This is a genomic window from Leisingera sp. ANG49, assembly GCF_059694505.1.
The window spans coordinates 377,248-398,919 of sequence record NZ_JCATZN010000004.1; the positions used below are offsets into that span (position 1 = coordinate 377,248).

16 protein-coding genes, 1 tRNA gene and 2 pseudogenes are annotated in these 21,672 nt (G+C 62.4%); 11 read left to right on the forward strand and 8 right to left on the reverse strand.

The window, feature by feature from the left end:
• Nucleotides 1-24: 24 nt before the first annotated feature.
• A pseudogene (locus tag AC58NV_RS15700) lies at nucleotides 25-318 on the forward strand (recombinase family protein); the annotation flags it as partial.
• Nucleotides 319-443: 125 nt separating this feature from the next.
• On the opposite strand, the gene AC58NV_RS15705 reads toward AC58NV_RS15700, so the two are convergent.
• Nucleotides 444-1,067, reverse strand: a complete 624-nt coding sequence (locus tag AC58NV_RS15705) for a TetR/AcrR family transcriptional regulator (protein WP_497227951.1) — start codon at nucleotides 1,065-1,067, stop codon at nucleotides 444-446.
• Nucleotides 1,068-1,255: 188 nt separating this feature from the next.
• Here AC58NV_RS15705 and AC58NV_RS15710 point away from each other — a divergent pair, with 188 nt between their 5' ends.
• Nucleotides 1,256-2,374: a trimethyllysine dioxygenase gene (locus AC58NV_RS15710; protein ID WP_497227952.1), complete on the forward strand. Its 1,119-nt coding sequence runs from the start codon at nucleotides 1,256-1,258 to the stop codon at nucleotides 2,372-2,374.
• Between the two features lie 109 nt (nucleotides 2,375-2,483).
• Nucleotides 2,484-3,761 carry a M24 family metallopeptidase gene (locus AC58NV_RS15715; protein WP_497227953.1) on the forward strand — a complete coding sequence of 426 codons (1,278 nt, stop codon included), beginning with the start codon at nucleotides 2,484-2,486 and terminating at the stop codon, nucleotides 3,759-3,761.
• Between the two features lie 91 nt (nucleotides 3,762-3,852).
• Here the strand turns inward: AC58NV_RS15715 and AC58NV_RS15720 are convergent, their stop codons facing one another.
• Genes AC58NV_RS15720 through AC58NV_RS15735 form a run of 4 tightly spaced genes read right to left on the reverse strand, consistent with a single transcriptional unit; the run spans nucleotide 3,853 to nucleotide 8,923 of the window.
• A complete protein-coding gene (locus AC58NV_RS15720; RefSeq protein WP_497227954.1) occupies nucleotides 3,853-4,497 on the reverse strand; it encodes a sarcosine oxidase subunit gamma in 645 nt (214 codons plus the stop codon).
• Entirely contained in the window at nucleotides 4,484-7,387 is a 2,904-nt protein-coding gene (locus AC58NV_RS15725; RefSeq protein ID WP_497227955.1) for a sarcosine oxidase subunit alpha family protein, read from the reverse strand. The genes AC58NV_RS15720 and AC58NV_RS15725 overlap by 14 nt, the downstream gene beginning before the upstream one ends.
• Nucleotides 7,384-7,653, reverse strand: a complete 270-nt coding sequence (locus AC58NV_RS15730) for a sarcosine oxidase subunit delta (protein WP_497227956.1) — start codon at nucleotides 7,651-7,653, stop codon at nucleotides 7,384-7,386. Before AC58NV_RS15730 ends, AC58NV_RS15725 begins: the two co-directional genes overlap by 4 nt.
• Nucleotides 7,654-7,669: 16 nt before the next feature.
• Nucleotides 7,670-8,923: a sarcosine oxidase subunit beta family protein gene (locus AC58NV_RS15735; protein WP_497227957.1), complete on the reverse strand. Its 1,254-nt coding sequence runs from the start codon at nucleotides 8,921-8,923 to the stop codon at nucleotides 7,670-7,672.
• Nucleotides 8,924-9,104: 181 nt separating this feature from the next.
• On the opposite strand from AC58NV_RS15735, the gene AC58NV_RS15740 reads away from it, so the two are divergent.
• Both AC58NV_RS15740 and AC58NV_RS15745 read left to right on the forward strand, forming a co-directional pair.
• Nucleotides 9,105-10,019 carry a LysR substrate-binding domain-containing protein gene (locus tag AC58NV_RS15740; protein WP_497227958.1) on the forward strand — a complete coding sequence of 305 codons (915 nt, stop codon included), beginning with the start codon at nucleotides 9,105-9,107 and terminating at the stop codon, nucleotides 10,017-10,019.
• Nucleotides 10,020-10,139: 120 nt separating this feature from the next.
• Nucleotides 10,140-11,684, forward strand: coding sequence for a trimethylamine methyltransferase family protein (locus AC58NV_RS15745; protein ID WP_497227959.1), 1,545 nt, complete (start codon nucleotides 10,140-10,142; stop codon nucleotides 11,682-11,684).
• A gap of 311 nt (nucleotides 11,685-11,995) precedes the next feature.
• Here the strand turns inward: AC58NV_RS15745 and AC58NV_RS15750 are convergent, their stop codons facing one another.
• A complete protein-coding gene (locus AC58NV_RS15750; protein ID WP_497227960.1) occupies nucleotides 11,996-14,416 on the reverse strand; it encodes an FAD-dependent oxidoreductase in 2,421 nt (806 codons plus the stop codon).
• Between the two features lie 404 nt (nucleotides 14,417-14,820).
• Here AC58NV_RS15750 and AC58NV_RS15755 point away from each other — a divergent pair, with 404 nt between their 5' ends.
• From AC58NV_RS15755 to AC58NV_RS15780, 6 genes and pseudogenes are all read left to right on the forward strand, one after another.
• Nucleotides 14,821-15,675: an ABC transporter permease gene (locus AC58NV_RS15755; RefSeq protein WP_497227961.1), complete on the forward strand. Its 855-nt coding sequence runs from the start codon at nucleotides 14,821-14,823 to the stop codon at nucleotides 15,673-15,675.
• Nucleotides 15,635-16,135, forward strand: a complete 501-nt coding sequence (locus AC58NV_RS15760) for a hypothetical protein (protein WP_497227962.1) — start codon at nucleotides 15,635-15,637, stop codon at nucleotides 16,133-16,135. Before AC58NV_RS15755 ends, AC58NV_RS15760 begins: the two co-directional genes overlap by 41 nt.
• A 542-nt stretch (nucleotides 16,136-16,677) precedes the next feature.
• Nucleotides 16,678-16,905: pseudogene (locus AC58NV_RS15765) on the forward strand (Fe3+/spermidine/putrescine ABC transporter ATP-binding protein); the annotation flags it as partial.
• Between the two features lie 193 nt (nucleotides 16,906-17,098).
• A complete protein-coding gene (locus AC58NV_RS15770; RefSeq protein WP_497227963.1) occupies nucleotides 17,099-17,617 on the forward strand; it encodes a TOBE domain-containing protein in 519 nt (172 codons plus the stop codon).
• Between the two features lie 574 nt (nucleotides 17,618-18,191).
• Complete coding sequence (locus tag AC58NV_RS15775) at nucleotides 18,192-18,341, forward strand: hypothetical protein (RefSeq protein ID WP_497227964.1); 150 nt, start codon at nucleotides 18,192-18,194, stop codon at nucleotides 18,339-18,341.
• A 29-nt stretch (nucleotides 18,342-18,370) separates the two neighbouring features.
• Nucleotides 18,371-18,661 (forward strand): hypothetical protein, encoded by a 291-nt coding sequence (locus tag AC58NV_RS15780; RefSeq protein WP_497227965.1) that lies wholly within the window; start codon nucleotides 18,371-18,373, stop codon nucleotides 18,659-18,661.
• 1,775 nt (nucleotides 18,662-20,436) lie between these two features.
• On the opposite strand, the gene AC58NV_RS15785 is transcribed toward AC58NV_RS15780, so the two are convergent.
• Nucleotides 20,437-20,512, reverse strand: a tRNA-Thr gene (locus AC58NV_RS15785).
• Nucleotides 20,513-20,581: 69 nt separating this feature from the next.
• Nucleotides 20,582-21,589, reverse strand: a complete 1,008-nt coding sequence (locus AC58NV_RS15790; RefSeq protein WP_497227966.1) for a cupin domain-containing protein — start codon at nucleotides 21,587-21,589, stop codon at nucleotides 20,582-20,584.
• Nucleotides 21,590-21,672: the final 83 nt, after the last annotated feature.

Below are 21,672 nucleotides of genomic sequence, written 5' to 3' on the forward strand. Positions count from 1 at the left end.
CGTAGACAACTTGGATTGAAGCTCATCCTGGACCTTGGCCTGGACACATCCACTGCCGCCGGCAAGCTGATGCTTAACGTCCTTGGGGCAGTTGCTCATTTCGAAAGGGAGACGATGCTGGAACGTCAAAGGGAAGGCATTGCTAAGGCCAAGAAGGAAGGCAAATATCGGGGAAGGGCACCTACCGCCCAGCGGTTGGCTGATGAGGCAAAGATGCTGTCGGCCGAGGGGAATCGGCGGAGCGTAAACCGCCTTTCGCTGCAGCCATGTCAGACAAACGAGACGCGGACCAAGCGGCCAATTGGAAGACCAGACTAATTGCAAGCAGGTAAAGTCTGGTAATTCTCTACGTCGCAGCGATTGGGATCGTCGAACCTTCATCAATTAGTATTAAGCAGGCTGCTCAACCGTGACACCAGCACAGGTCCAGACGATGGAACATGTCAGGCAGGGGCTGTGCTTTTAGCGGCCAAGTAACATTCCAGCCAATCCCAGCAGAACACCTGAATTCTTGCCTTGTCGACAGCCTTTGGGTTCAAGCAGCTTTCAAACCAGACACCTTCGAGGAATACCAATAGGAAAGTAGAGAAAGTATGCGAATCTACAAAAATACTGCGTTCTTCGATAAGGCCTTGAATGAGGAGTTCGAAGGCTGCCCGCTGCTCCTGAAACGTTTCCTCGAAGGCAGATTTTAAAGCCGGGTTTGTCTGTGAAAGACTCCAGAAACCTGTGTAGGTTCCAATAACGCCGTCGTTTGACCATTCGTTTGAAAAGTACAGCTGAAACAGTTGTTTCAGCCGCTCTTCGGCGCTCAGTTCTGTGTTGCCGGTGATTGCGTGGACTTCGGCAAGGTATTGCCTTGCCATGTCCTGGTAAGCCTCGAGAAACAGGCTGTCCTTGCCGTCGAAGTAATGGGTAAGCAGGCCCGGGGAAACCCCCAGGTCCTTGCAGATTTCCCGGACACCAGTGCCTTGGGCGCCGTATTTTGCAAGCGAATCCCTGGCTCCTTGCAGCATCAGCCGACGCCGGTCCTCGGGGTTGAGGCGCTGTCTCTTCTGGTTGGCCAAGATTGATACATCCCTGCCTGCTTCCTGGTAATTGAATACTTGTACAGCAATCGGCGGGAAGTGCAAACCATTTGCCCGCTGCCGAAAAAATACTCAATTGTACAATTGGACAGTAAGTCTTGACGTTAGTTGTACATGTGTACAATAGTTTGGAACGGCACAGTTGGAATTGCAAACAGGAGCACGGGATGTCTGTCAAAATCGAATCTCTTCAGGTGTCTGGCACGCAACTGGAAATTTTCTGGACCGGCACCGGCCGGGTCACCCGCTATCCGGCGGTTTGGCTGCGCGACCACTGCCATAGTGCCCGCAGCATGAATCCGGAATCGCAGCAGCGGTCAGTTGACACCTTTGCAATTCCCGCTGATTTGGCGCCTGTTTCCGCGCGGCTGGAGGCCGGGACGGTTTACGTTGCCTGGCCGCAGGAGGCTGACGAAAGCGAGTACCCAGTATCCTTCCTGGAGGCGATGGCAGAGCCGGGCCTGTGGCAGGAGGACCGCCCGAAGAGCCTGTGGATGGCGGCAGATCTGCAGGGCGGGCTGCCGGAGGTGCCCCACGCTGCGGTGATGGCGGAGGACAGCAGCGGCTTGGCGGAGTGGCTGGATCTCGTCGACCGCCACGGGTTTGCGCTGGTGACCGGCGTCCCGGCCACGCCGGAGGCCACCGAGGAACTGCTGAAGCGGGTTGGCTATATCCGCCAGACCATTTTTGGCGGGTTCTGGGATTTCACCGCCAACAAGGCCTTTGCTGATACCGCTTATTCGACAGTGGAAATCGGCCCGCACACCGATGGCACCTATGCCATCGACTCTCCCGGTTACCAGGCGTTCCACTGCCTAGAGTTCGACGGCACCGGCGGCGAGAGCATCTTTGTCGATGCCTTCAAGGTGGCAAAGGACATCCGGGAACAGGACCCCGAGGCCTTTGAGGTGCTGGCCAGCGTGCCGGTACCCGCTCAGTACAAGGGCGACGGGGTGCATCTGAAGGCGGAGAACCCGGTCATCGGACTGGACCGCGACGGCGGCCTGCGCAAGATCACCTACAACAACTATGACCGTGCGCCGTTCCGCCTGGAAGACAGCCGTCAGGCGGCCTTCTACCGGAGCCTGACGCTGTTCAACAGCCTCATCAACGACCGCGCTTACCAACTGCGCTTCGGCCTGCGTCCCGGCACGGTGATGTTGTTCGACAACTGGCGGGTGCTGCACGCGCGGGAAGCCTACGAGGGCCACCGCCGTCTGTGCGGGGCTTATCACAACAAAGAGGATTTCCTGTCCAAGTTGCGGCTTTTGCGCAAACGGGGCTGATCCACTCCGGTGACGGCTCTGCCGGGCCGTGAAACCTGCCAGCCGGCCGGGCCAACGGGCCGGCTGGCGCCATTGCAATCAGGCTGGAACAAACTGTGAGGAGGCTGGGATGCCCAAGAATAAAGTGATCAGCAACCACGATCGCAGATGGCCGGTACGGATGGACCGGCAAGAAGGGCCTGTGCAGCACGGTGCGCTGGACCATTCCGACGCGCCTGCCGACCTGGACGATGTGCGCCGTTACCGGCTGGGGCGGCTGCAATCGGAAATGCAGCGGCAGGACGTGCCGGCGCTCCTGCTGCTGGACCCGATCAATACCCGATACGCCACCGACTGCACCAACATGCAGATATGGTGCATGCATTTCGAGACCCGCTGTGTGTTTGTGCCCGCCGACGGGCCGGTGACCTTGCTGGATTACGCCGATATGCCCTTCCTGGCGGAAGGTCTGCCGACGGTGGACAAATACGGGGTGATGAAAGCGCATTACTTCTTTGCCGCCGGCAACCGGATGGAAGAATGGGCCGAGGCCTTTGGCACCCAGATCGGCGGGCTGATGGCCCGCTACTGTCCAGGTGAGAAGCGGCTGGCGATCGACCGGCTGTCGCATCTGGGCGGCAGCGCCATTCAGGGCCTGGGGTTCAAGATCGTAGACGGCCAGAGCGTGGCCGAGGTGGCGCGTTCGATCAAGTCGCCGGGGGAACTGGAACTGATGAAGGCGGCGATTGCGGTCGCCGACAAGGGGATGCATGCGATGCGCGATGCGCTGCGGCCGGGCATAACCGAAAATGCCCTGTGGGCCAAGCTGCATGAGGTCAATATTGCCGAAGGCGGCGAGTGGATTGAAACCCGCTTGCTGGCCTCTGGTCCGCGCACCAATCCCTGGTTCCACGAAAGCTCAATGCGGGTGATCGAGGCTGGCGACATGGTGTCCTTCGACACCGACCTGGTCGGGCCCTACGGCTATTGCGCGGATATTTCCCGTGCCTGGGTATGCGGCGATGTCTGGTCGCGGGAGCAGGCGGAACTGTATCAGCTGGCGCGCGAGCAGGTGGAGTTCAACATGGAGGTGATCAGGCCCGGCATGTCCTACCGGGAGATTGCCGAGAAATCCTGGCCCATCCCGGACCGGTTCAAGAAGAACCGCTATGGTTGCCTGGCGCATGGGGTCGGGCTGTGTGATGAGTACCCGTCTATACCCTACCGCGAAGACTTGGAGGAATACGGCTATGACGGGGTGGTGGAGCCGGGCATGGTGCTGGCGGTTGAATCCTACATCGGTGAGGAAGGCGCGATGGAAGGGGTGAAGCTGGAGCAGATGATCCATGTGACCGAGACCGGCTGGGAGCTGCTTTCCCATTACCCGTGGGAGGAGTTCGAGGCATAGCCAAAGGAAGCCGCGGATACCATAAAAGGCCGCCGTGTTCACTCCTGGCGGCCTTTTCTTTCAGTAGGACTGCTGGATAGCTGCTGCCGCGTCAGGCGGAGAGGGCTGCCGGCAGCGGGGCCCCGTCTTCCAATACGGCAGCCGCGGTCGTCTGCACCGCCAGTCCGAATTCGGCGGCGGACATGGTGAGCCACTCCCAGAAACTGGCGGCGTGGCTGGCGGGGATCAGAAGGTCAAACTCTGTGTCCGCGCAGCGATGCAGTTGAAGCCTCGTGTGCGCCATCAGGCTGACGGCACAGTGGCCTGGCGCAAAGCGGTTCAGATCCAGTACGCAGCCCTTGACCATCAATGCGCAGGCGGCAGTGCCGCTGATCTGCAGGCGCAGAAGCCCGCTGCCGGCGCTGCTGACGGCGGCCAGCCCTGCTAGCGATTGTTTCAGCTCCTGCTCCAGGGCCGGGGCGGTGCGGGGGCTGATCAAATGCCAGCAGTTGCCAGCCGCCCAGGCCAGCCGGTTTTCGCGGGCTTCAGCAAATCGACCCGGAGCGGGCAGGGCGGTGAAACCGAAAGCTGCCAGCGCGGCGCCTGCGGCTGCTGCCTGGTCCCGGAAGGGCATGATCCGCAGCATAGTGGAGCCGGTCACGATCCGGACCTCCACCCCGGCAGGGCCTGCGGCGGGTATACCGGTCAGCTCCAGGCCTTCTAGGCAGAAAAGAGAGCGGGCTTCAGCTGCGCACACGGGCATTCTCCGGGTCATAGAAATGGTGGGACACGATGGTGGCGGGAACCGGATCCTCGCCGTGAAGGGGGTCGATGATCTCGACCACTTCGCCGAGCCGCTCGCGGCCGCGCCGCACCAGAGCGATGGCGATATGGCTTTCCAGCGTCGGGCTCCAGGCGGCGGAGGTGATGTAGCCGTCGTCATTCTCTGGTGCGAGGGGGGCGCCCCTGGCCGTGATATGGGCGCCCTGGCGGAAGCTGCGCGAAGGGTCCAGAGGTTTCAGCCCCACCACAACCTCGCGGTCGGGGTCGGTCAGTCCCGGGCGGCCGCAGAGGGCGCGGCCGATGAAGTCGTCTTTCTTGGACATCATCATGCCAAGGCCCAAGTCCGCTGCGGTGGTGAACTTGTTCAGCTCCGAGCTGACATGCCCCTTTTCGATGCGCAGCACGTCCAGCGCCTCGACCCCATAAGGCGTGATGTCGAACTCGGCGCCTTTGCGCTCCAGCGCCTCGGCTAGGGGGCGGCCATAGGGGGAGGGCACATATATTTCATAGGCCAGCTCGCCCGAGAAAGAGATCCGGAACAGCCGGGTGGGCACGCCGTCCAACACGGTGCATTCGCGCGCGGCCAGGAAGGGCAGAGCGGCGTTGCTCACATCCATCTCCGGGGCGATCCGGGCCAGCACGTCGCGGGCGCGGGGGCCTGCCAAGCCGATGCCCGCCCAATCCTCGCCCGCATCGGCAAAAACAACGTCCAGCTCCGGCCAGAGTACCTGATGGCAGTATTCCAGATGGCTGATAACACTATCGGATTCTGCCGAAGTGGTGGTGATGAAGTAGTGATCCTCAGCCAGCCGCGAAACGGTGCCGTCGTCCATCACGATACCGTCCTCGCGCAGCATCAGCCCGTAGCGGGACTTGCCCACCGGCAGCTTGGCAAAGCCGTTGCTGTAGACCCGGTCGAGAAATGCCGCGGCATCGGGGCCTTGCAGGTCGATCTTGCCCAGGGTGGAGACATCGCAGAAGCCGACGGCGGTGCGCACGGCTTGAACTTCACGGTTGACCGCCTGCTGCATGGTTTCGCCCGGTTTGGGGAAATACTGGCTGCGGTGCCAGAGGCCGGATTCGATGAACACCCCGCCCTTGTCCTCGACCCAGCCATGCAGCGGGGTGCGCAGGATCGGGCGCCAGTGCTTGCCGCGGGAACGGCCTGCCAGCGCGCCGAGGCCGACCGGGCGGTAAGGCGGGCGGAAGCCGGTGGTGCCGACCTGGCCCATCGGCTTGTCCAGCGCCTTGGACATGGCGGCGATGCCGTGGATGTTGGAGGTCTTGCCCTGGTCGGTGGCCATGCCAAGGGTGGTGTAGCGTTTGACATGCTCGACCGAGCGGTAGCCCTCGCGGGTGGCCAGAGAGACGTCGCCCGCAGTCACGTCATTCTGCAAGTCTATGAATTTCTTTGACTTTCCTGTTCTGGACTCGAAGTGGGCGAAGTTGGCGGTGCGCTGTTCGCTGGCCTCCAGATAGCTGTAGTAGTCCGCCAGGCTGGAGCTGTCCGGGGCGGCAAAGCGTTTGCCGGCGGCCTCGCCCGCCAAGCGGCCGTGGGTCTGGCAATCCTCGCGGGCCTCAAGTCCGGCGAGGCTGCCGGTGCAAAGGAAGTCCGCGCCCGCCATCTCCTGCGGCAGGAAGGCTTGCAGATTGTCGCTCCAGCGCGGTTTTTGGCCGCGCTGTGCCAGCAGCTGCACCGCCGGGTTCCAGCCGCCTGAGACGCAGACCGTATCGCAATCCACGTTGCGGCGGCTGCCGTTCTTTTGGCGCAGGGTGACGCCGGTGACCGAGGTGCGGCCGTGCACGGTTTCGATTTCATCGCCGTTTCGGGCGTCGGCCACCGCGGCGACGGTCACGCCGGCCGCCCCCAGCGCCTTGGCCAGGCCTGCGGTGCTGTTGTTGGTGGTGAAGATCACCGCGCGGCTGCCGGGGCGCACGCCGTAGTGGCGCAAGTAGCGATCGGCGGCGGAGGCGAGCATCACGCCGGGGCGGTCATTGTTGCCGAAGACCAGCGAGCGTTCATGGGCGCCGGTGGCCAGGATCACCTGGGAGGCCACGATTTTCCACATCCGCTGGCGCGGCTGGTGGGCGGCAGGGACGGGCAGGTGGTCGGAGACCTGTTCAACCGCGCCGAAGGTGTTGTTGTCATACCAGCCGAACACCATGGTGCGGGGCAGGATGCGGATGTTGTCCAGCGCCTCCAGTTCGGCGATGTTCTGTTCCAGGCCGGAGCTGTCAAAGCCGCCAAGGCGGGCGTGCTCCTCCACCAGGGTCACCCGGGCGCCGCTTTGGGCCGCGGCGCGGGCGGCGCTGAGGCCGGCGGCCCCGCCACCGATCACCAGGATATCGCAGTGGTGGTGGATCTTCTCATAGGTGTCGGGGTCGATGCTGCCGGACAGGCGGCCCATGCCTGCGGCGCGGCGGATCACCGGCTCATAGAGATTGGTCCAGAATTTTGCGGGCCATTTGAAAGTCTTGTAGTAGAACCCTGCGGCAAAGAACGGCGAAAACAGCTGGTTCACCGACAAGAGATCGTAGCGCAGCGAGGGCCAGCGGTTCTGGCTGGCGGCCTCCAGCCCGTCATAGAGCTCCACCATGGTGGCGGGGATGTTGGGTTCCTGGCGGTCGCCGCTGCGCAGCTGCACCAGGGCGCTGGGTTCATGCGGGTCGCAGGTGAAGATGCCGCGCGGGCGGTGGTACTTGAAGCTGCGCGCGACCAGGCGGACGCCATTGGCCAAGAGGGCAGAGGCGAGCGTGTCGCCCTCAAAGCCGCTGTAGCGCTTGCCGTCGAAGGTGAAGCTGATGGGCTTGCTGCGGTTCAGGCGGCTTCCAGCGCCGTTCAGCCGGTGAGTCTGGCCGGTCATCGCTGCACCTCCCCACCGGGGCGGACCTGAATGGCCTGAGTGATCTCGTGGGTGACGGTGTTGCGGTCCACAACCAGCCAGCTGCCGCAGCCCTGGGCGTGGCGCCAGTGTTCGCGGTGGGGCCCCTTGGGGTTGTCGCGCAGGTAGACGTAGTCGACCCAGGCCGCCATTGGGGCGTCTGCGGCGGGGCGGGTGAGGGTGGCGTCGCCGCGGTAGGTGAATTCTTCCAGCGGGCGGTCGCCGCAAAGCGGGCAGGGGATGCGCATGGGGTGTCAGCCCTCCTCAGTGGTGGTTGGGGAAGGGGCCGCCGCCGGTGGCATCCACTGGGCGGCCTTCGGCAAAACGGTCAAGGTGGAATGGCGCGTTGAATTTATGCGGCGCGTCGTTCGCGACGGTATGGGCAAAGCACCAGGCGGCGCCGGGGATCGCCTTGAAGCCGGTGTAGTTCCAGCCGCCGTTGAGGTAGAGACCCTCGACCGGCGTCTTGCAGATGTAGGGCGAGCCATCCATGGTCATGTCGACAACGCCGGCCCAGTGGCGCAGCAGGCGCACCCGGCCCAGCGAGGGCAGAAACATCATCATCGCTTCGGCCACGTCCTCGACAATCGGCAGGTTGCCGCGCTGCGCAAAGCTGTTGTAGCCGTCAAGCATACCGCCGAAGACCAGGCCGCCCTTGTCGGACTGGCTAATGTAGAGGTGACCGACGCCAAAGGTCGCGACAGTGTCGACGCAGGGTTTCACCGCCTCGGAGACGAAGGCCTGCAGCTTGTGGCTTTCGACTGGCAGCTTGATCCCGGCCATCTGCATCACCTGGCTTGTATGGCCCGCCACCGCGACCGCCACCTTGCCCGCGCCGATGCGGCCGCGGGTGGTCTCCAGGCCGGTCATGCGGCCATTTGCGTCACGCTCAAACCCGGTGACCTCGCAGTTCTGGATGATATCGACACCCAGCCGGTCGGCAGCACGGGCATAGCCCCAGACCACGGCATCGTGGCGGGCGTTGCCCGCGCGCGGCTGGAGGAGGCCGCCCAGAACCGGGAAACGGCCATTGTTTTCGTCAACCAGGGGCATCATTTCCAGCGCCTGCTTGCGGTCCAGCATCACCGCGTCGACGCCGTTCATGATCATCGCATTGCCGCGGCGCACCGCCTCATCGCGCTGGCCGTCGGTGTGGAAGATGTCCAGAACGCCGCGCTGGGAGAACATCACGTTGTAGTTCAGCTCCTCGCTGAGGCCTTCCCACAGCTTCAGCGACCATTCCAGCAGGGGAATTTCGCTGTTCAAGAGGTAATTGGAGCGCACGATGGTGGTGTTACGTCCGACGTTGCCGCTGCCGATCCAGCCTTTCTCCAGCACCGCCACATTGGTGATGCCATGGTTCTTGGCTAGGTAATAGGCGGTCGCCAGGCCATGGCCGCCGCCGCCGATGATCACCACGTCATACTGCTTTTTTGGTTCCGGATGGCGGAAGGCCTCGGGCCAGCCCTGGTGGCCGCGGAGGGCCTGTTTCACCAAAGATGTGATCGAATACTGCATCGTCTCCGGCGCCCGTTACAGGCTTCGTTGTGTTGGGAATATTACCGGACGATGATGGTGCGGCGGGGGCTGCCGCTGACAGGGTAAAAAAATTCAGTGGTGGCACAAAATAAATCTTCAATTGAGAAATCAGTCGCTTGCCGTCAAATTGGACGGACCCGGAATATCGGTGGATAGAACCATGAAGAGACGGCTTCCCCCTTTCGCTGCAGTTAAGGCTTTTGAGGCGGCGGCGCGCCATTGCAACTTTCAGCTGGCTGCCGAGGAACTGGGCATCTCGGCCTCAGCCGTCAGCCATCAGGTCAAGGCGCTGGAGGATTTCGTGGCGATGCCACTGTTCATCCGGCGCAACAACCGGCTGATCCTGCGTGAAGAAGGCCAGGCCTATTTCGAACGCCTAAGTGTTGCGCTGGACGGGATCGAGATGGCGACAGATGTGCTGGCGCGTTCAACCGGGCGGTCGCAGCTGACGCTGAACCTGTTCCCATCGCTGGCCGATGTTTGGCTGATTCCGCAGCTGGGGGATTTTCATCAGAAGCACTCCGATATCGCGGTCCGGCTGAGCACCTCCGAGCTGGCAGGAGATGGTTTGAACCGGGAGGCGGATTTTGCCCTGGTCTATCTGCCGAAGGAGGAAGTGCCGGAGAATGCCGCGGTGCTGTTTTCCGATGATATCGTGCCAGTGGCGGCGCCGGAGTATCTGGCGGCGCATGGACCGGTCGAAAGCCCGCGGGACCTGCTGCAGCACACCCTGATCGCCAGCCTGTCTGAGGACGAGGAATGGAAGTCCTGGTTCGAGGTGCAGGGAATCGCGGATCACAGGAAGGCCCGCTACCTGGAGCTGGATATGTGTTCCAGTTGCTTGAAGGCGGCCAAGGAGGGACTGGGAATCACCATGGGCCGCAGGCCGTATCTGGACCATGACCTGGCGGCGGGCCGCCTGGTGGCGCCATTGCCGACGGTCGTTTCCACCGGCTGGTGCCTAGCGCTGGTGACCACCCCCCGCGGCGCTGGCCTGCCGTATGGGCCGCGTTTCCGGAATTGGATGATCGCGGTGAGCGGTGAGTCCGGGAATGCCTGGGCGGCACTTGGCTGATCCGGGCAGGCGGCCGGATACTTTATTGTACGTTTGAGCAATAAAGATTGCGCGGGGCGAATTTCCGTGCTTATCTATTGTACAGTTGAACAGTAGTTAGCTCTCCGCAGGAAGGAAGCCATGACCCGAACCTCCGCACGCAGACGCGCCCGAGGCGGCGCCCGGCCGGACCGCAGCAGCGGCGCTGTAACCCAGTCACCCTGGACCCAGGTCCGCTACCGCACTGCTCCCACCAGTGTCCTGAGCGCTGATCAAGTGGAGGCAATCCACGAGGCCTCGCTGACGGTTCTGGAGGAAATCGGCGTCAAGGTGCTGGACCCTGAGGCCCGGCGCTTTCTGCAGGAAGCCGGCGCCAAAGTCGATCATGGCGAGGAGATGGTCTGGCTCGACCGCGGGCTGGTGGAAGAGAAGCTGAAGCTGCCGCCGTCGTCGTTCACGCTGCACGCGCGCAACCCGGAGCGTAATGTGCAGCTTGGCGATGACTGCGCGATCTTTGCCTCGGTCGGCGGCCCGGCCTTTGTCTCAGATCTCGACAAGGGGCGGCGGCAGGGCACCTATGCGGAGATGTGCGATTTCATTAAGCTGGTGCAGAGCCTGAATATCCTGCATCAAGAAGGCGGCGGCCCGTTCGAGGCGCTGGACCTGCCACAGGAAAGCCGCCATCTTGACCTGCATTTCGCGCAGATCACCCTGACCGACAAGAACTGGCAGCCCTGGGGGCTGGGCGCCGACCGCGCCCGCGACGGGCTAGAAATGGCGGCGATCTCCTTGGGGTGCTCGCGCGAGGATCTGATCGGCAAGCCGGTGTTCACAACCGTGATCAACACCAACTCGCCGTTGCAGATCGACGGGCCGATGGGGGAGGGGCTGATCGAGATGGCCAAGCACGGCCAGCCGGTGATCATCACACCCTTCACGCTGGCGGGGGCGATGTCGCCAGTGACCATTGCGGGCGCGCTGACCCAGCAGAACGCCGAGGCGCTGTCTGGCATCGTGCTGGCGCAATGCGTGCGCCCGGGCACTCCGGTTGTCTATGGCGGCTTCACGTCCAACGTGGACATGAAGACCGGCTCACCGGCCTTTGGCACCCCGGAATACACGCTGGCGGCACAGGCCACCGGGCAGCTGGCGCGGCGTTACAGCATCCCATTCCGCTCCAGCAATGTGACCGCCTCCAACGCGGTCGATGCGCAGGCGGCCTATGAAAGCCAGATGTCTTTGTGGGGCGCGATGAGCGGCCATGTGCATCTGCTGAACCAGGGCGCGGGCTGGCTGGGCGGCGGGCTGGTGGCCTCTTTCGAGAAGCTGATCATCGATGCCGAGATGCTGCAGATGATGGCGGCGGCGCAGCAGCCGTTCGAGGTGTCCGATGCCGCAATCGGCCTGGATGCAATCCGCGAAGTGGGCCCGTGCGGTCATTTCTTTGGCACCCAGCACACGCTGGACCGCTATGAGAGCGCCTTTTACACGCCGCTGGTGTCCGACTGGGACAATTACGAGAACTGGAGCGACCGCGGCAGCAAGGACAGCGCGCAGCGCGCCAACGGGATCTGGAAGCAGATGCTGGCCCAGTATGAGCAGCCGCCGATCGATGCGGCCATCGAGGACCAGCTGAAGGACTACATGGCGCGCCGCAAGCAGGAGATCCACGGCAGCGCGGCCTGACCTGCGAACACCTCTCCCAGCCTTGTGCGGCAGCGGAGCTGCATGAGGTCTTACTGCCCGGCTTCCCCATGGCCGGGCAGCTTATTATGGGCTGCTGCAGGCTGCCTGTACCTGGAACCCCCTTTCCGCATTCCTTCCGGACTTGGCCCTCAGCCGCAGGCTGCGGCTGCGCCGCTTTGCGGTGCAAATGGCGGCAGGCGCGCAGTCCGGAAACGAAAAGAACCGGAGCAGGCCCGATGGGCGCTGCTCCGGTTCGCGGGGCTGGATGCGGTGAGGATAGTGCCCCAGCCCGTTCTGGTTTTGGCGGCGTGTCAGCTGCGCATCCGCAGGCCCTCGGGGTCGACCGGCGGGGCGGTCAGCAGTCGCGCCTTGCACCGTTTGCCCACGATGTCGATCTCATATTCGGCGTTTGCGTCGATGGCGTTGGGGTAGAGGTAGCCGAGCGCCAGGCTGGTGCCCGCGCAATAGCCGTAGCCGCCGGAGCTGGTGTAGCCCGCCAGCTTGCCATTGAGGAACACTGGCTCGCCGCCATAGGCGTCGGCCTCGCCCGCATCGACAGCGAATTGCACAAAGCACTCCCGCGGCCCGGCCTCTTTGGCGGCCAGGGCGGCCTCGCGGCCGATGAAGTCCCCCTTGCCGTAGCGGACAAAGCGCGCCAGCGCGGTTTCATGGGCGTAGTAGTCGGAGGTGAGTTCCATGTTCCAGCCGGCAAAGCCCTTTTCCAGCCGCAGCGCCATCAGCGCGTGGCCGCCTGCGAGGGTCAGGCCATGGGGGTCGCCCGCTGCCAGGATCTCCTCGAACAGCGTGCGCTGGTATTCCATCGGCATGTAGATCTCGTAACCGCATTCGCCAGTGTAGGAGACCCGAATGACAAAGGCGCCGGGGCAGGGGCCCAGCTCCATCTCGCGGCCCGACAGGAAGGGGAAGTCGGCACTGTTGAAGCTGACGCCCGGGGCAACGGCAGCCATGATGGCCTTGGCGTTGGGGCCGGCCACATGCAGGCCCGCATAGCGGTTGGTGAGGTTTTCATAAGCGACGCCGGTTTCGGGCAGGGTCTCCAGGAACCAGCGCTCGTGGATTTTCTCCATCGACCCGGATCCCAGCACCAGGCAGCTGTCCTCGCTGAGGCGGGTGACGGTGAAATCGCCGATCACCTTGCCTTGATGGCTGAGCATCGGGCAGAGCGCGGTTTTGCCCGCGGCCGGGATCTTGTTGGCCATTATGCGGTCCAGATAGGCCACCGCACCGGCGCCGCTGAAGCGGTATTTGCCATAGCTGGTCAGCTCGAACAGGCCGGCGGTTTCACGCACGGCGTGCGCCTCCCGGGCCACGGCTCCGAACCAGGCGGGGCGCTCGTAGGAATAGCTCTCCTGCCGCTCGGCCTCGTTGGTTGCATACCAATAGGCGTCCTCCCAGCCGCAGGTCTCGCCAAAGACCGCGCCTGCGTCTTTCAGCCGGTCGTAGATCGGCGAGGTCTTCATCGGGCGGGCTGCCGGGAAGGTCTGGTAGGGGTAGATGCGGCTGGAGCGGTTTTCGTACCAGTATTTGGTCATCTGCTTGGCATAGCGGGGGCCGGCATAGTCGCCGTAGCGGGCCACGTCCCAGAAGCTGACGTCCAGCGAGGGCTCGCCGTCGATGATCCATTCCGCCAGCACCTTGCCGATGCCGCCGCCCTGGTTGAAGCCGGTCATCACGCCGTTGGCGCAGAAGTAGCCTGGCTTGCCAGGGTAGGGGCCGATCAACGGGCCGAGGTCGGGGGAGAAGATCATGGGGCCGTTGATCACGCTTTTGATGCCGGCATTGGCGAGGCTGGGGATCAGCTCGACCGCTTGCAGAAACTCGTCCTCCATCCGGCTCAGATCGTCGGGCAGCAGCTCGTGGCCGAAGTCCAATGGGGTGCCGTCTTCGGACCAGTGGATGCATTTGCTTTCATAGGCGCCGATCAAAAGCCCCTTGCCCTCGGGGCGCATGTAAAGGTTCGCATCGGCATAGGACAGCAGGGCATGATCACTGCCGATTTCCGCCATCTCGAGGATCTCTTCGGTGATCAGGTAATGGTGCTCAACCGGCATCAGGGGCAGCTTGATGCCCGCCAGCGCCGCCACTTCACGGCCCCAGAGGCCGGCGGCATTGACCACGTAATCGGCGGTGATGGTGCCGTTTTCGGTCACCACGTCCCATTTGCCGTCGCGGCGCTGGTTGGTTTCCAATACCGGGGTGTGGCGGTGGATGGTGGCGCCATAGTTGCGCGCGGCCTTGGCGAAGGCATGGGTGACGCTAGCTGGATCACAGTAACCGGCTGTTTTTTCGTGCAGGATCGCGGTCAGGTCATCGGTGTTGAGGGTCGGAGCAAGCTCCTTGGCGCGTTCCGGAGAAATGAACTCGGAGTCAATGCCATAACGCTTGCCGAAGGCATGGGCGATGGCGAGCGTCTTGATCTCTTCCTCATCCTTCGCGACCAGCAGCTCGCCGTTGTAATGCAGGCCGCACTCCTGGCCGCTTTCACGCTCCAGCTCCGGGTAGAGGTCGATGGTGTACTTTTGCAGAACCGCAGCATTGCCTGGGGCAGTCAGGGTGAACAGGTTGCCGGCCGCGTGCCAGGAGGAGCCTGCTGTCAGCTCCTGCCGTTCCAGCAGCACCACATCCTTCCAGCCCCGTTTGGCTAGGTGATAGAGGATGCTGCAACCGACGACCCCGCCGCCGATAACGACCACTCTTGCTTTTGTTTCCATTACGCTCGCCCTGCTGTCGCTGAGGTTTCGGTTGAAAAACTGTCGAGCAGGGGGCGGGTGAACTCAAACAAATTAAATTGCGGGGTCCTCAAATTTGATTCTGCGGCCAAATCCGACGGTGTAATTTTCTTGGTGACGATCGAAATTTATTTAGTTGAGATGAATCCATTGCTGCCGGATCGTTAGGGGACCACGACCTAACGGCCGGGCAGGGAACGGCATCACGGCAGCTCGCAAGACAAGGCCGTTCCGGGTGCCAGGAAGGCAGTTGGGTCACCGGAGTGTCCAGTTCTAGCGCCTGCAAGATTCTGCGGTGCCTGCTGAAGATATCTACACGGCGCGTGGGAGGAATTGGGGCGCTTTCTCCAACCGGAACTAGCGTCAATGCCAGGGAGGAATGACAATTGTACATTCAAAGTGAAGCAGGCAAAGGTTATGCATTAAGCGCCCCTGCTTCGCTTTATGTGGGGCTTCTGGTGGCTGCGCCGCTGGGTATTCTGGTGGCCTACAGCTTCTGGACCCAGACCTATGTCGAGATCGACAAGACGCTGACCTGGGCCAATTACCTGGAGGCGGCGACCGACCCTCTGGTGCGGCATCTGATGCTGCGCTCGATCGCGATTGCCGGCGCGGTGACCATGGCGACGGTGGCGCTGGCCTATCCGATCGCCTATTTCATCGCCTTCCGCACCCATAAGAAAACCCTGTGGCTCTTGCTGATCACCATCCCGTTCTGGTCCAGCTACCTCTTGCGGGTGTTCAGCTGGAAGCTGATCCTGGGCTTTAACGGGGTGATGAACTCGGCGCTGATTTCGCTGGGATTGATCGAGGAGCCGCTGACCTTCCTGCTCTATAACGAGTTTGCGGTGGTGCTGACCCTGGCCCACGCCTGGGCGCCCTTTGCGATCCTGCCGATCTATGTGTCGCTGCAGAAGATTGACCGCGCGCTGCTGGAGGCGGCCACCGACCTCGGCTGCTCCAAGCTGGAAAGGTTCTTCCGCGTCACCCTGCCCCTGACCGTGCCCGGCATCATCGCCGCCAGCCTGATCATCTTCATCCCCACCGTCGGCGATTATGTGACCCCGTCGCTGGTCGGCGGCTCACAGGGCAAGACGGCGGCGAACCTCATTCAGGTGCAGTTCGGCCCGGCCAGACCGGCCGCTGGGGGCAACCCGTCGCTGGCGGTGATGGCCTCCGTTGGCTTTGTCGCCATCCTGTTTGTCATCCTGGCCACCGCATTGGGGAGGAGGATCCGTTGAGCACTCCGGTAAGCGAACCCCTGAACAAGCCGCTGAGCCCCGCTTTGAGCAAGCCCCGCGCAAACCCTTCCGCTTCCCCTGGCGGCCGGCTTATGCCATCGGCTACCTGATCTTCCTGCACCTGCTGGTGCTGCTGCTGCCGCTGTTCTCCTTCAACGACGGCACCATCGTCGCCTTTCCGATGAAGGGGTTCACCCTGAAATGGTACGCTCAGCTGGGCGAACAGGACACGCTCTTGCAGGCGATGGCGAAACCGCTGATCGTCGGCGCGGTGACCGCGCTGGTCGCCACCTCGCTGGGCTGTTCGCGCCGCCGGCGCCTATGTGCGCTACCGGTTCAAGGGGCGCGAACTGTCGGAGGGGCTGGTGATGCTGCCGCTGGTCATCCCCGGCATCATCGTGGCGTCCTCGACGCCGGGGCTGTTTATCTCGCTGGGCTGAGGCCGTCGCTACTACGGTGATCCTGGGTCATGTGTTTTTGTGGCGTTTCGCGGTTTTGATCATGAAATCCGCCTTTGACGATTTCGACCAGTCGCTGGAGGAAAAGCCGCCTTCTGATCTTGGCGAAAGCGCGACGGCACCTTCCGCCGGGTGACCCGCCCATTGTGGCGCCGGGGATTGTCGCCAGCCTTGGTCACCTTCACCGTCTCGTTTGACGAGTTTGTGCTGGCCTTTTTCCGTCCGGCAACCAGCCCAACGCCGCCGGTCTATATCTGGAGCCAGATCCGCTTCCCCGCCAAGCTGCCGAACACGCTGGCGCTCGGCTCGCTGCTGCTGCTTGCCTCGGTGCTGCTGTTGCTGGCCGCCGAATACTTCCGCCGCCGTTCCGCCGAATCCGCCGATGAAGGATACGGAATGACCAGCCAGAACATCATCGAAATCTCCGGCGTGGAGAAACGGTTCGGCACCTTCACCGCGGTGCGCGACCTGAACCTGACGCTGCGGGAAGGCGAGTTTTTCTCTGCTGGGCCCCTCCGGCTGCGGCAAGACCACGGCGCTGAGGATGATTGCGGGCTTCCAGGACCACGCACTGCTGGCAGCATCCGCATCGGCGGCCAGGACATGGCGCATATCCCGGCGAACAAACGGCCCGCCAACATGGTGTTCCAGTCTTTACGCGATCTTCCCGCATCTGAATGTCGGCGATAACGTCGCCTTTGGACTGCGGAAGCCTGAAGCTGGGCAAGGCCGAACAGAGGCCCGCGTCGCCGAGGCGCTGGAGATGGTGGAGCTGCGGATCGGTATCCGCGCAAGGCCACGGAACTGTCCGGCGGCCAGCGCCAGCGGTGGCGCTGGCCCGGGCGCTGGTGATGCGGCCCAGGTTCTGCTGCTGGACGAGCCGCTGTCGGCGTCGACAAGAACCTGCGCGAGGCGATGCAGTTCGAACGCGCCGCCTGCAGCAGAAGCTCGGGATCACCTTCGTCATGGTCACCCACGACCAGTACGAGGTGATGACCATGTCCGACCGCATCGGGGCGACGTTCAGGGCGAGCTCAGCAGGTGGACAAGCCCGAGGCGCCGATGCCCGCCCCTGCAGCCAGGAGGTCGCCGCCTTCATCGGCGGCATGAACTTCCTGGATGCGGCTGTCACCGGAGAGGCGGACGGCAAACTGCACGCCCAGGTGCAGGGCTTCGGCCCGCTCTCCATCGACGTGAACCCCAATGTGGCGCGGCGCGGGCCGCAGCTGCTCATGGGGATCCGCCCCAGCAGCTGGAGATCGGCGGAAAAGCCCGGCGGCTACGACGGCTATCTGCAGGGCACTGTCACCAACGCCGCCTTCTACGGCGAGAATGTGCATGACCACGTCACCGCCGAGGGCTTTGCAGCCATTGCGGTGTCGGTGCCGAACTACTTCCACACGGTGGATCACAAGCAGGGCGACCCGGTCTGGCTGGGGGTGCAGAACGCCTCCGTGATCGACCTCGGCGCCCGCGAGGCATGAGAATAAAGGGAGGACAACACATGAAACACTTCAAAACGGTACTGGCCGCGGCCACGGCCCTGACCGCCGGCGGGCATCGCAGCCGCCGACGCCCGCCAGCCTGTTGGTCTTTGACTGGTCCGGCTATGAGGACCAGGGGTTTTACGGCGACTACGTCAAAATACGGCGCGCCCCAGCTACACCTACTTCGGCAGCGTCGAGGAGGCTTTCACCAAGCTGCAATTGGGTTTTGCCGCAGACCTCGCCCACCCTTGCACCTACGGGCTGCGCAAAATGGGTGGCGGCGGCTCCCAGCCGATCGACACCTCGAAAATCAGCAACTGGGACAGCCTGCTGCCGCAGATCAAGGATGATGGACGGCGTCACCATCGACGGCCAGACCGTATATGGTGCCGTTTGAAGGGCAAGATCCGGCTGATCTACCGCACCGACGATATTCTTTCGACCAGAGCGCGGTCTCGCTGCAGCTGCTGGGTGACCCCGCCTACCAGGGCAAGATCGCCATCCCCGATGCGGCCTCTTCGGCCTATGCGATGGCGGCGCCGGCCGCACCGGTGCCTCCAGCTACACCGATATGTCGGATGGGCTAATCCAGAAGGCCTCCGATTTCCTGCGCGCAGATCCACCCCGACGTGCGCTTTACTGGTCCGACGCGGGCCAGCTGGACCAGGCCATCGCCTCGGGCGAGGTGCTGATGGGCTGGGCTGGAACCAGTCGGAGCTGAACCTGATCTGGAACGAGACCCCGGCCCGGATGATGCGCGACGTGGACAAGGGCATCGCCACCGGGTCTGCGGCGACGGCGGATCCCAACGCCCTCACCAGAGCGACGAGCAGGTCTATGAACATGCTGAATGCGCTGAGTTCCGAGCCCAGCGGCAAAATACATCATCGAGAACTGGGCTATGCCCATTCCAATGCCGAGGCGTTCAAATCCGCGGACCAGAGCCTGATCGAGACCTACGGCTTTGCCGATGTCGACAAGTCTTCGAAGGCAGCCTGTTCTTCGACGCGGTCAACCCGGAGCTGGAAGGCCGCATGCTGAAGGAATTCGAGCGCATCAAGGCCGCTTCTGATCCCAGAAAGCGGCGGGCGCCAAAGCCCGCCGCCCCGCCGCTTTTCCAGCTCGAACCTTCTGCCAGCTGCATGCCAAAAAGGAGCGTATACGTCAGTCGACTGTACTTGTGTTCGCCGCACAGGGAAGCTCAGAGTCGGCATCACGTTGGTCAACGGCGGTTTTAACACTGATTGATGCGTTCATCTCTCGCTCAGATTTTCGCCGATTGGTCTGTCCGCCCTCAACTTACCCACTTCAGTTGATGACGGACAAATTCTTGGTCAAAGATTTTGCTGCGGCCCGCCGGAATGGCCGCAATTCCTTCTGCCGTGCAGCGGGAGAAATTCGGCGGTGCAGCGCACCGCCGCGCTACTAACGCACGCAGCAAAATTTCAGTACTTTTGGAGAGGGCTCAAAGCCGTCATGCGGCGGCGCGACAGCAGGGCCACGTGTTTAAAGCGCCGCACGTGGTGGGCGGCACTTTCGCAAGAGGATTGGCAGTCCCCTGATAGAGATGGCGTGCTTCGGGCGCCACCGCATGACCGCACAGGTCATACTTGGCACCACGATGATGCCGTGCTGTTCACCTATACCAAATACCAAATTTGGGGGAAAGCCGCGCTCTTAAACATGGGGTAACGGGAGTCATTAGTGGAATGCCGGGAGTTGAGGACAGGCTTTCCGATCAAGATGTTTGGAACATTCTAACTTTCATAAAGTCAACTTGGCCGGAGCGCCTACAGGAAGCCCAGAAGCAACGCACGCCAATGGCACAACCCGAAGGAAACTAATGTAAGGCTGGTTTTCATGTGGTGACTGACAGCCGTTGTTTCACTGTAGGCAAACTGCGCCGCGGTGCCATCATGAAGCAAGATGGCAGTTTAGGGCCGCCCGTGTTGGCCAGAACCAATTGGCTTTGATTGACAGCGGGGCGTCGGTTCCGGCGGTTTAATCCAATTTAGTCATCGCTTGCCTAGCAGCACTTCACAAGCGAAGGCCCTAGCCTTGTACGACGGTGGTTTAGGCGCGCTCCTGCCGTCCGCTGCATGTGGCACCAATGTCGGCTTCCTGCGCAAGCTGATGTACTTCGTAACCGATGCTGCAGCGGCAGCGAATGTCCGCTGGGTCCTGCAAATGGCAAGCTCGCATGTCGCGTGATTTCGCGGGCGCAGCTAATGTCTCCACTGACGGGCCACACGGCAGCGCCCAGTAACAGCGGCGAGCGACCGCAATGGGCCGGTCGTGCCTATTGCCCTGCCCGAGGAGCCACGACTTTGAAAAATTCGCTTTCTGCGCGTTGCTGCCGTCGGCGCGACCCACAGCATAAGTAGAAGGTATATAGCTTCATCGAGCGTCCGCTTCCCGGGAAGGCGACCCCGATAAGTAGCACCTGCAGTATTCAGCGCCGCCTGCTCTATATCAATGGCCGCTCCGGGATGCGCTGCGGACGAAACAGCAATTTAACTAATCAATCTTAGTGTCGGTTCGTAGGCACATTCGTCACCGGCCATCTGTGCTACTTTGAAACATTTGGGCGCTTATTGGAGTTGTCTTGATTTTTGAACGGTTGAGCAACTCACAAATGGACAGGACCGAAAAAGAGCGCGCAGTGCATACCCCCGATGGCCCTCCCGCAGACAGAGAGCGCTTGGGGTTCAGATCTCCTGGCGCATCAGGCGGAAATTAAATGGGGGAATATGGGGTGGCTAAACCTTCAACACCCCAACTAACCAATTGAAATACATAATGATTCCTTGGTTTGTTGGTGCCGCTGAAGGGACTCGAACCCCCGACCCCATCATTACGAATGACGTGCTCTACCAGCTGAGCTACAGCGGCACCGGCCTCCGCTCGAGGCGGGCAGGTGATGCTCGTTTAAACATTGCGTAATTCCCGCGCAAGTGTGGATCACAGGGAATGGCATGGAATGCCCGTCGTGGCGCTGGGCAGCTCTCCGAAACGGGCGCGGTAGAGCTGGGAAAACCGGCCCAAGTGGGAGAACCCGCAATCATAGGCAATGCTGCTGACCGGCGTTTCTGCGTTCCGCGACAACATCAGGTAGCGGGCCAGGTCCAGCCGCAGGTCGCGCAGGTATTCCATAGGTGTCAGGCCGAAGTGCTTGCGGAACCCAGCCTGCAGCGACCGGATGCTGCAGTCCGCCGCGGCAGCAATGGCTGGGACCGAAAGAGACTCGCCGACATTGGCATGAATGAAGTCCTGAGCGCGGCGGACTTGACTGCTGCTCCCCGATGAACGGGTGGTCAGCAGGTGACGGATATTGCTTTGCTGATGGGTCAGCAGGCCAAGGATCAGCTGCTCTTCGATCACTTGCTGCTGCAACGCGCTCCAGCAGCCAAAGCCGGCACGGTTTTCAGTGGCGCTGACACAGGCCGCAAACTGGCGTGCCCAGCCATGCAGGGCACCGCCGGATACCGGGAGCGCGGTGTCAAAGACAACAGCCTCGGACAAGGACAGGCCGGCAGCCTGTTCTGCAAGCGCGTGCAGGGCGCTCCGCCTGATCTGCAGCAGCAGCATCCGGCAATCGGCGTGCCAGGTCATCCGGGTATCGCGGGTCGGGTTGAGCACCGTTGCAGTGCTGCGGTCGGACGCCACCGGAGTGGCGCCGTTGGCCACCAGCGCCCGGCCGTTGAGCGGCACCTGGACCAGATAAAAGTCCTGCAGTTCGCCCGGATCGATGTGTACCGCGGATCCGTAGCTGAGGTAATTGAGTGACAGAGCCCGACCGTGCACATGGTTGTAACGGGTGCCGGTCCTCCGGGAAGGGCCTGCGGGCTGCAGGCGGTGGTCGCAAAACTTTTGCGCCACCAGCGCGCGCACTTCATCAATGTCACGGCTGTGGAACTGCCGCCAAGCGCGCAGCGGTTCACGTGCGCCTGAAGATTGCGATGCTGTCATTTCCGCAGCCTAGCACGGTTTGCAGGTCAGGCAATCACGCCGGTCTGCGCTTATTTGCGTATTTTGGATAATCCTTTTCCAGC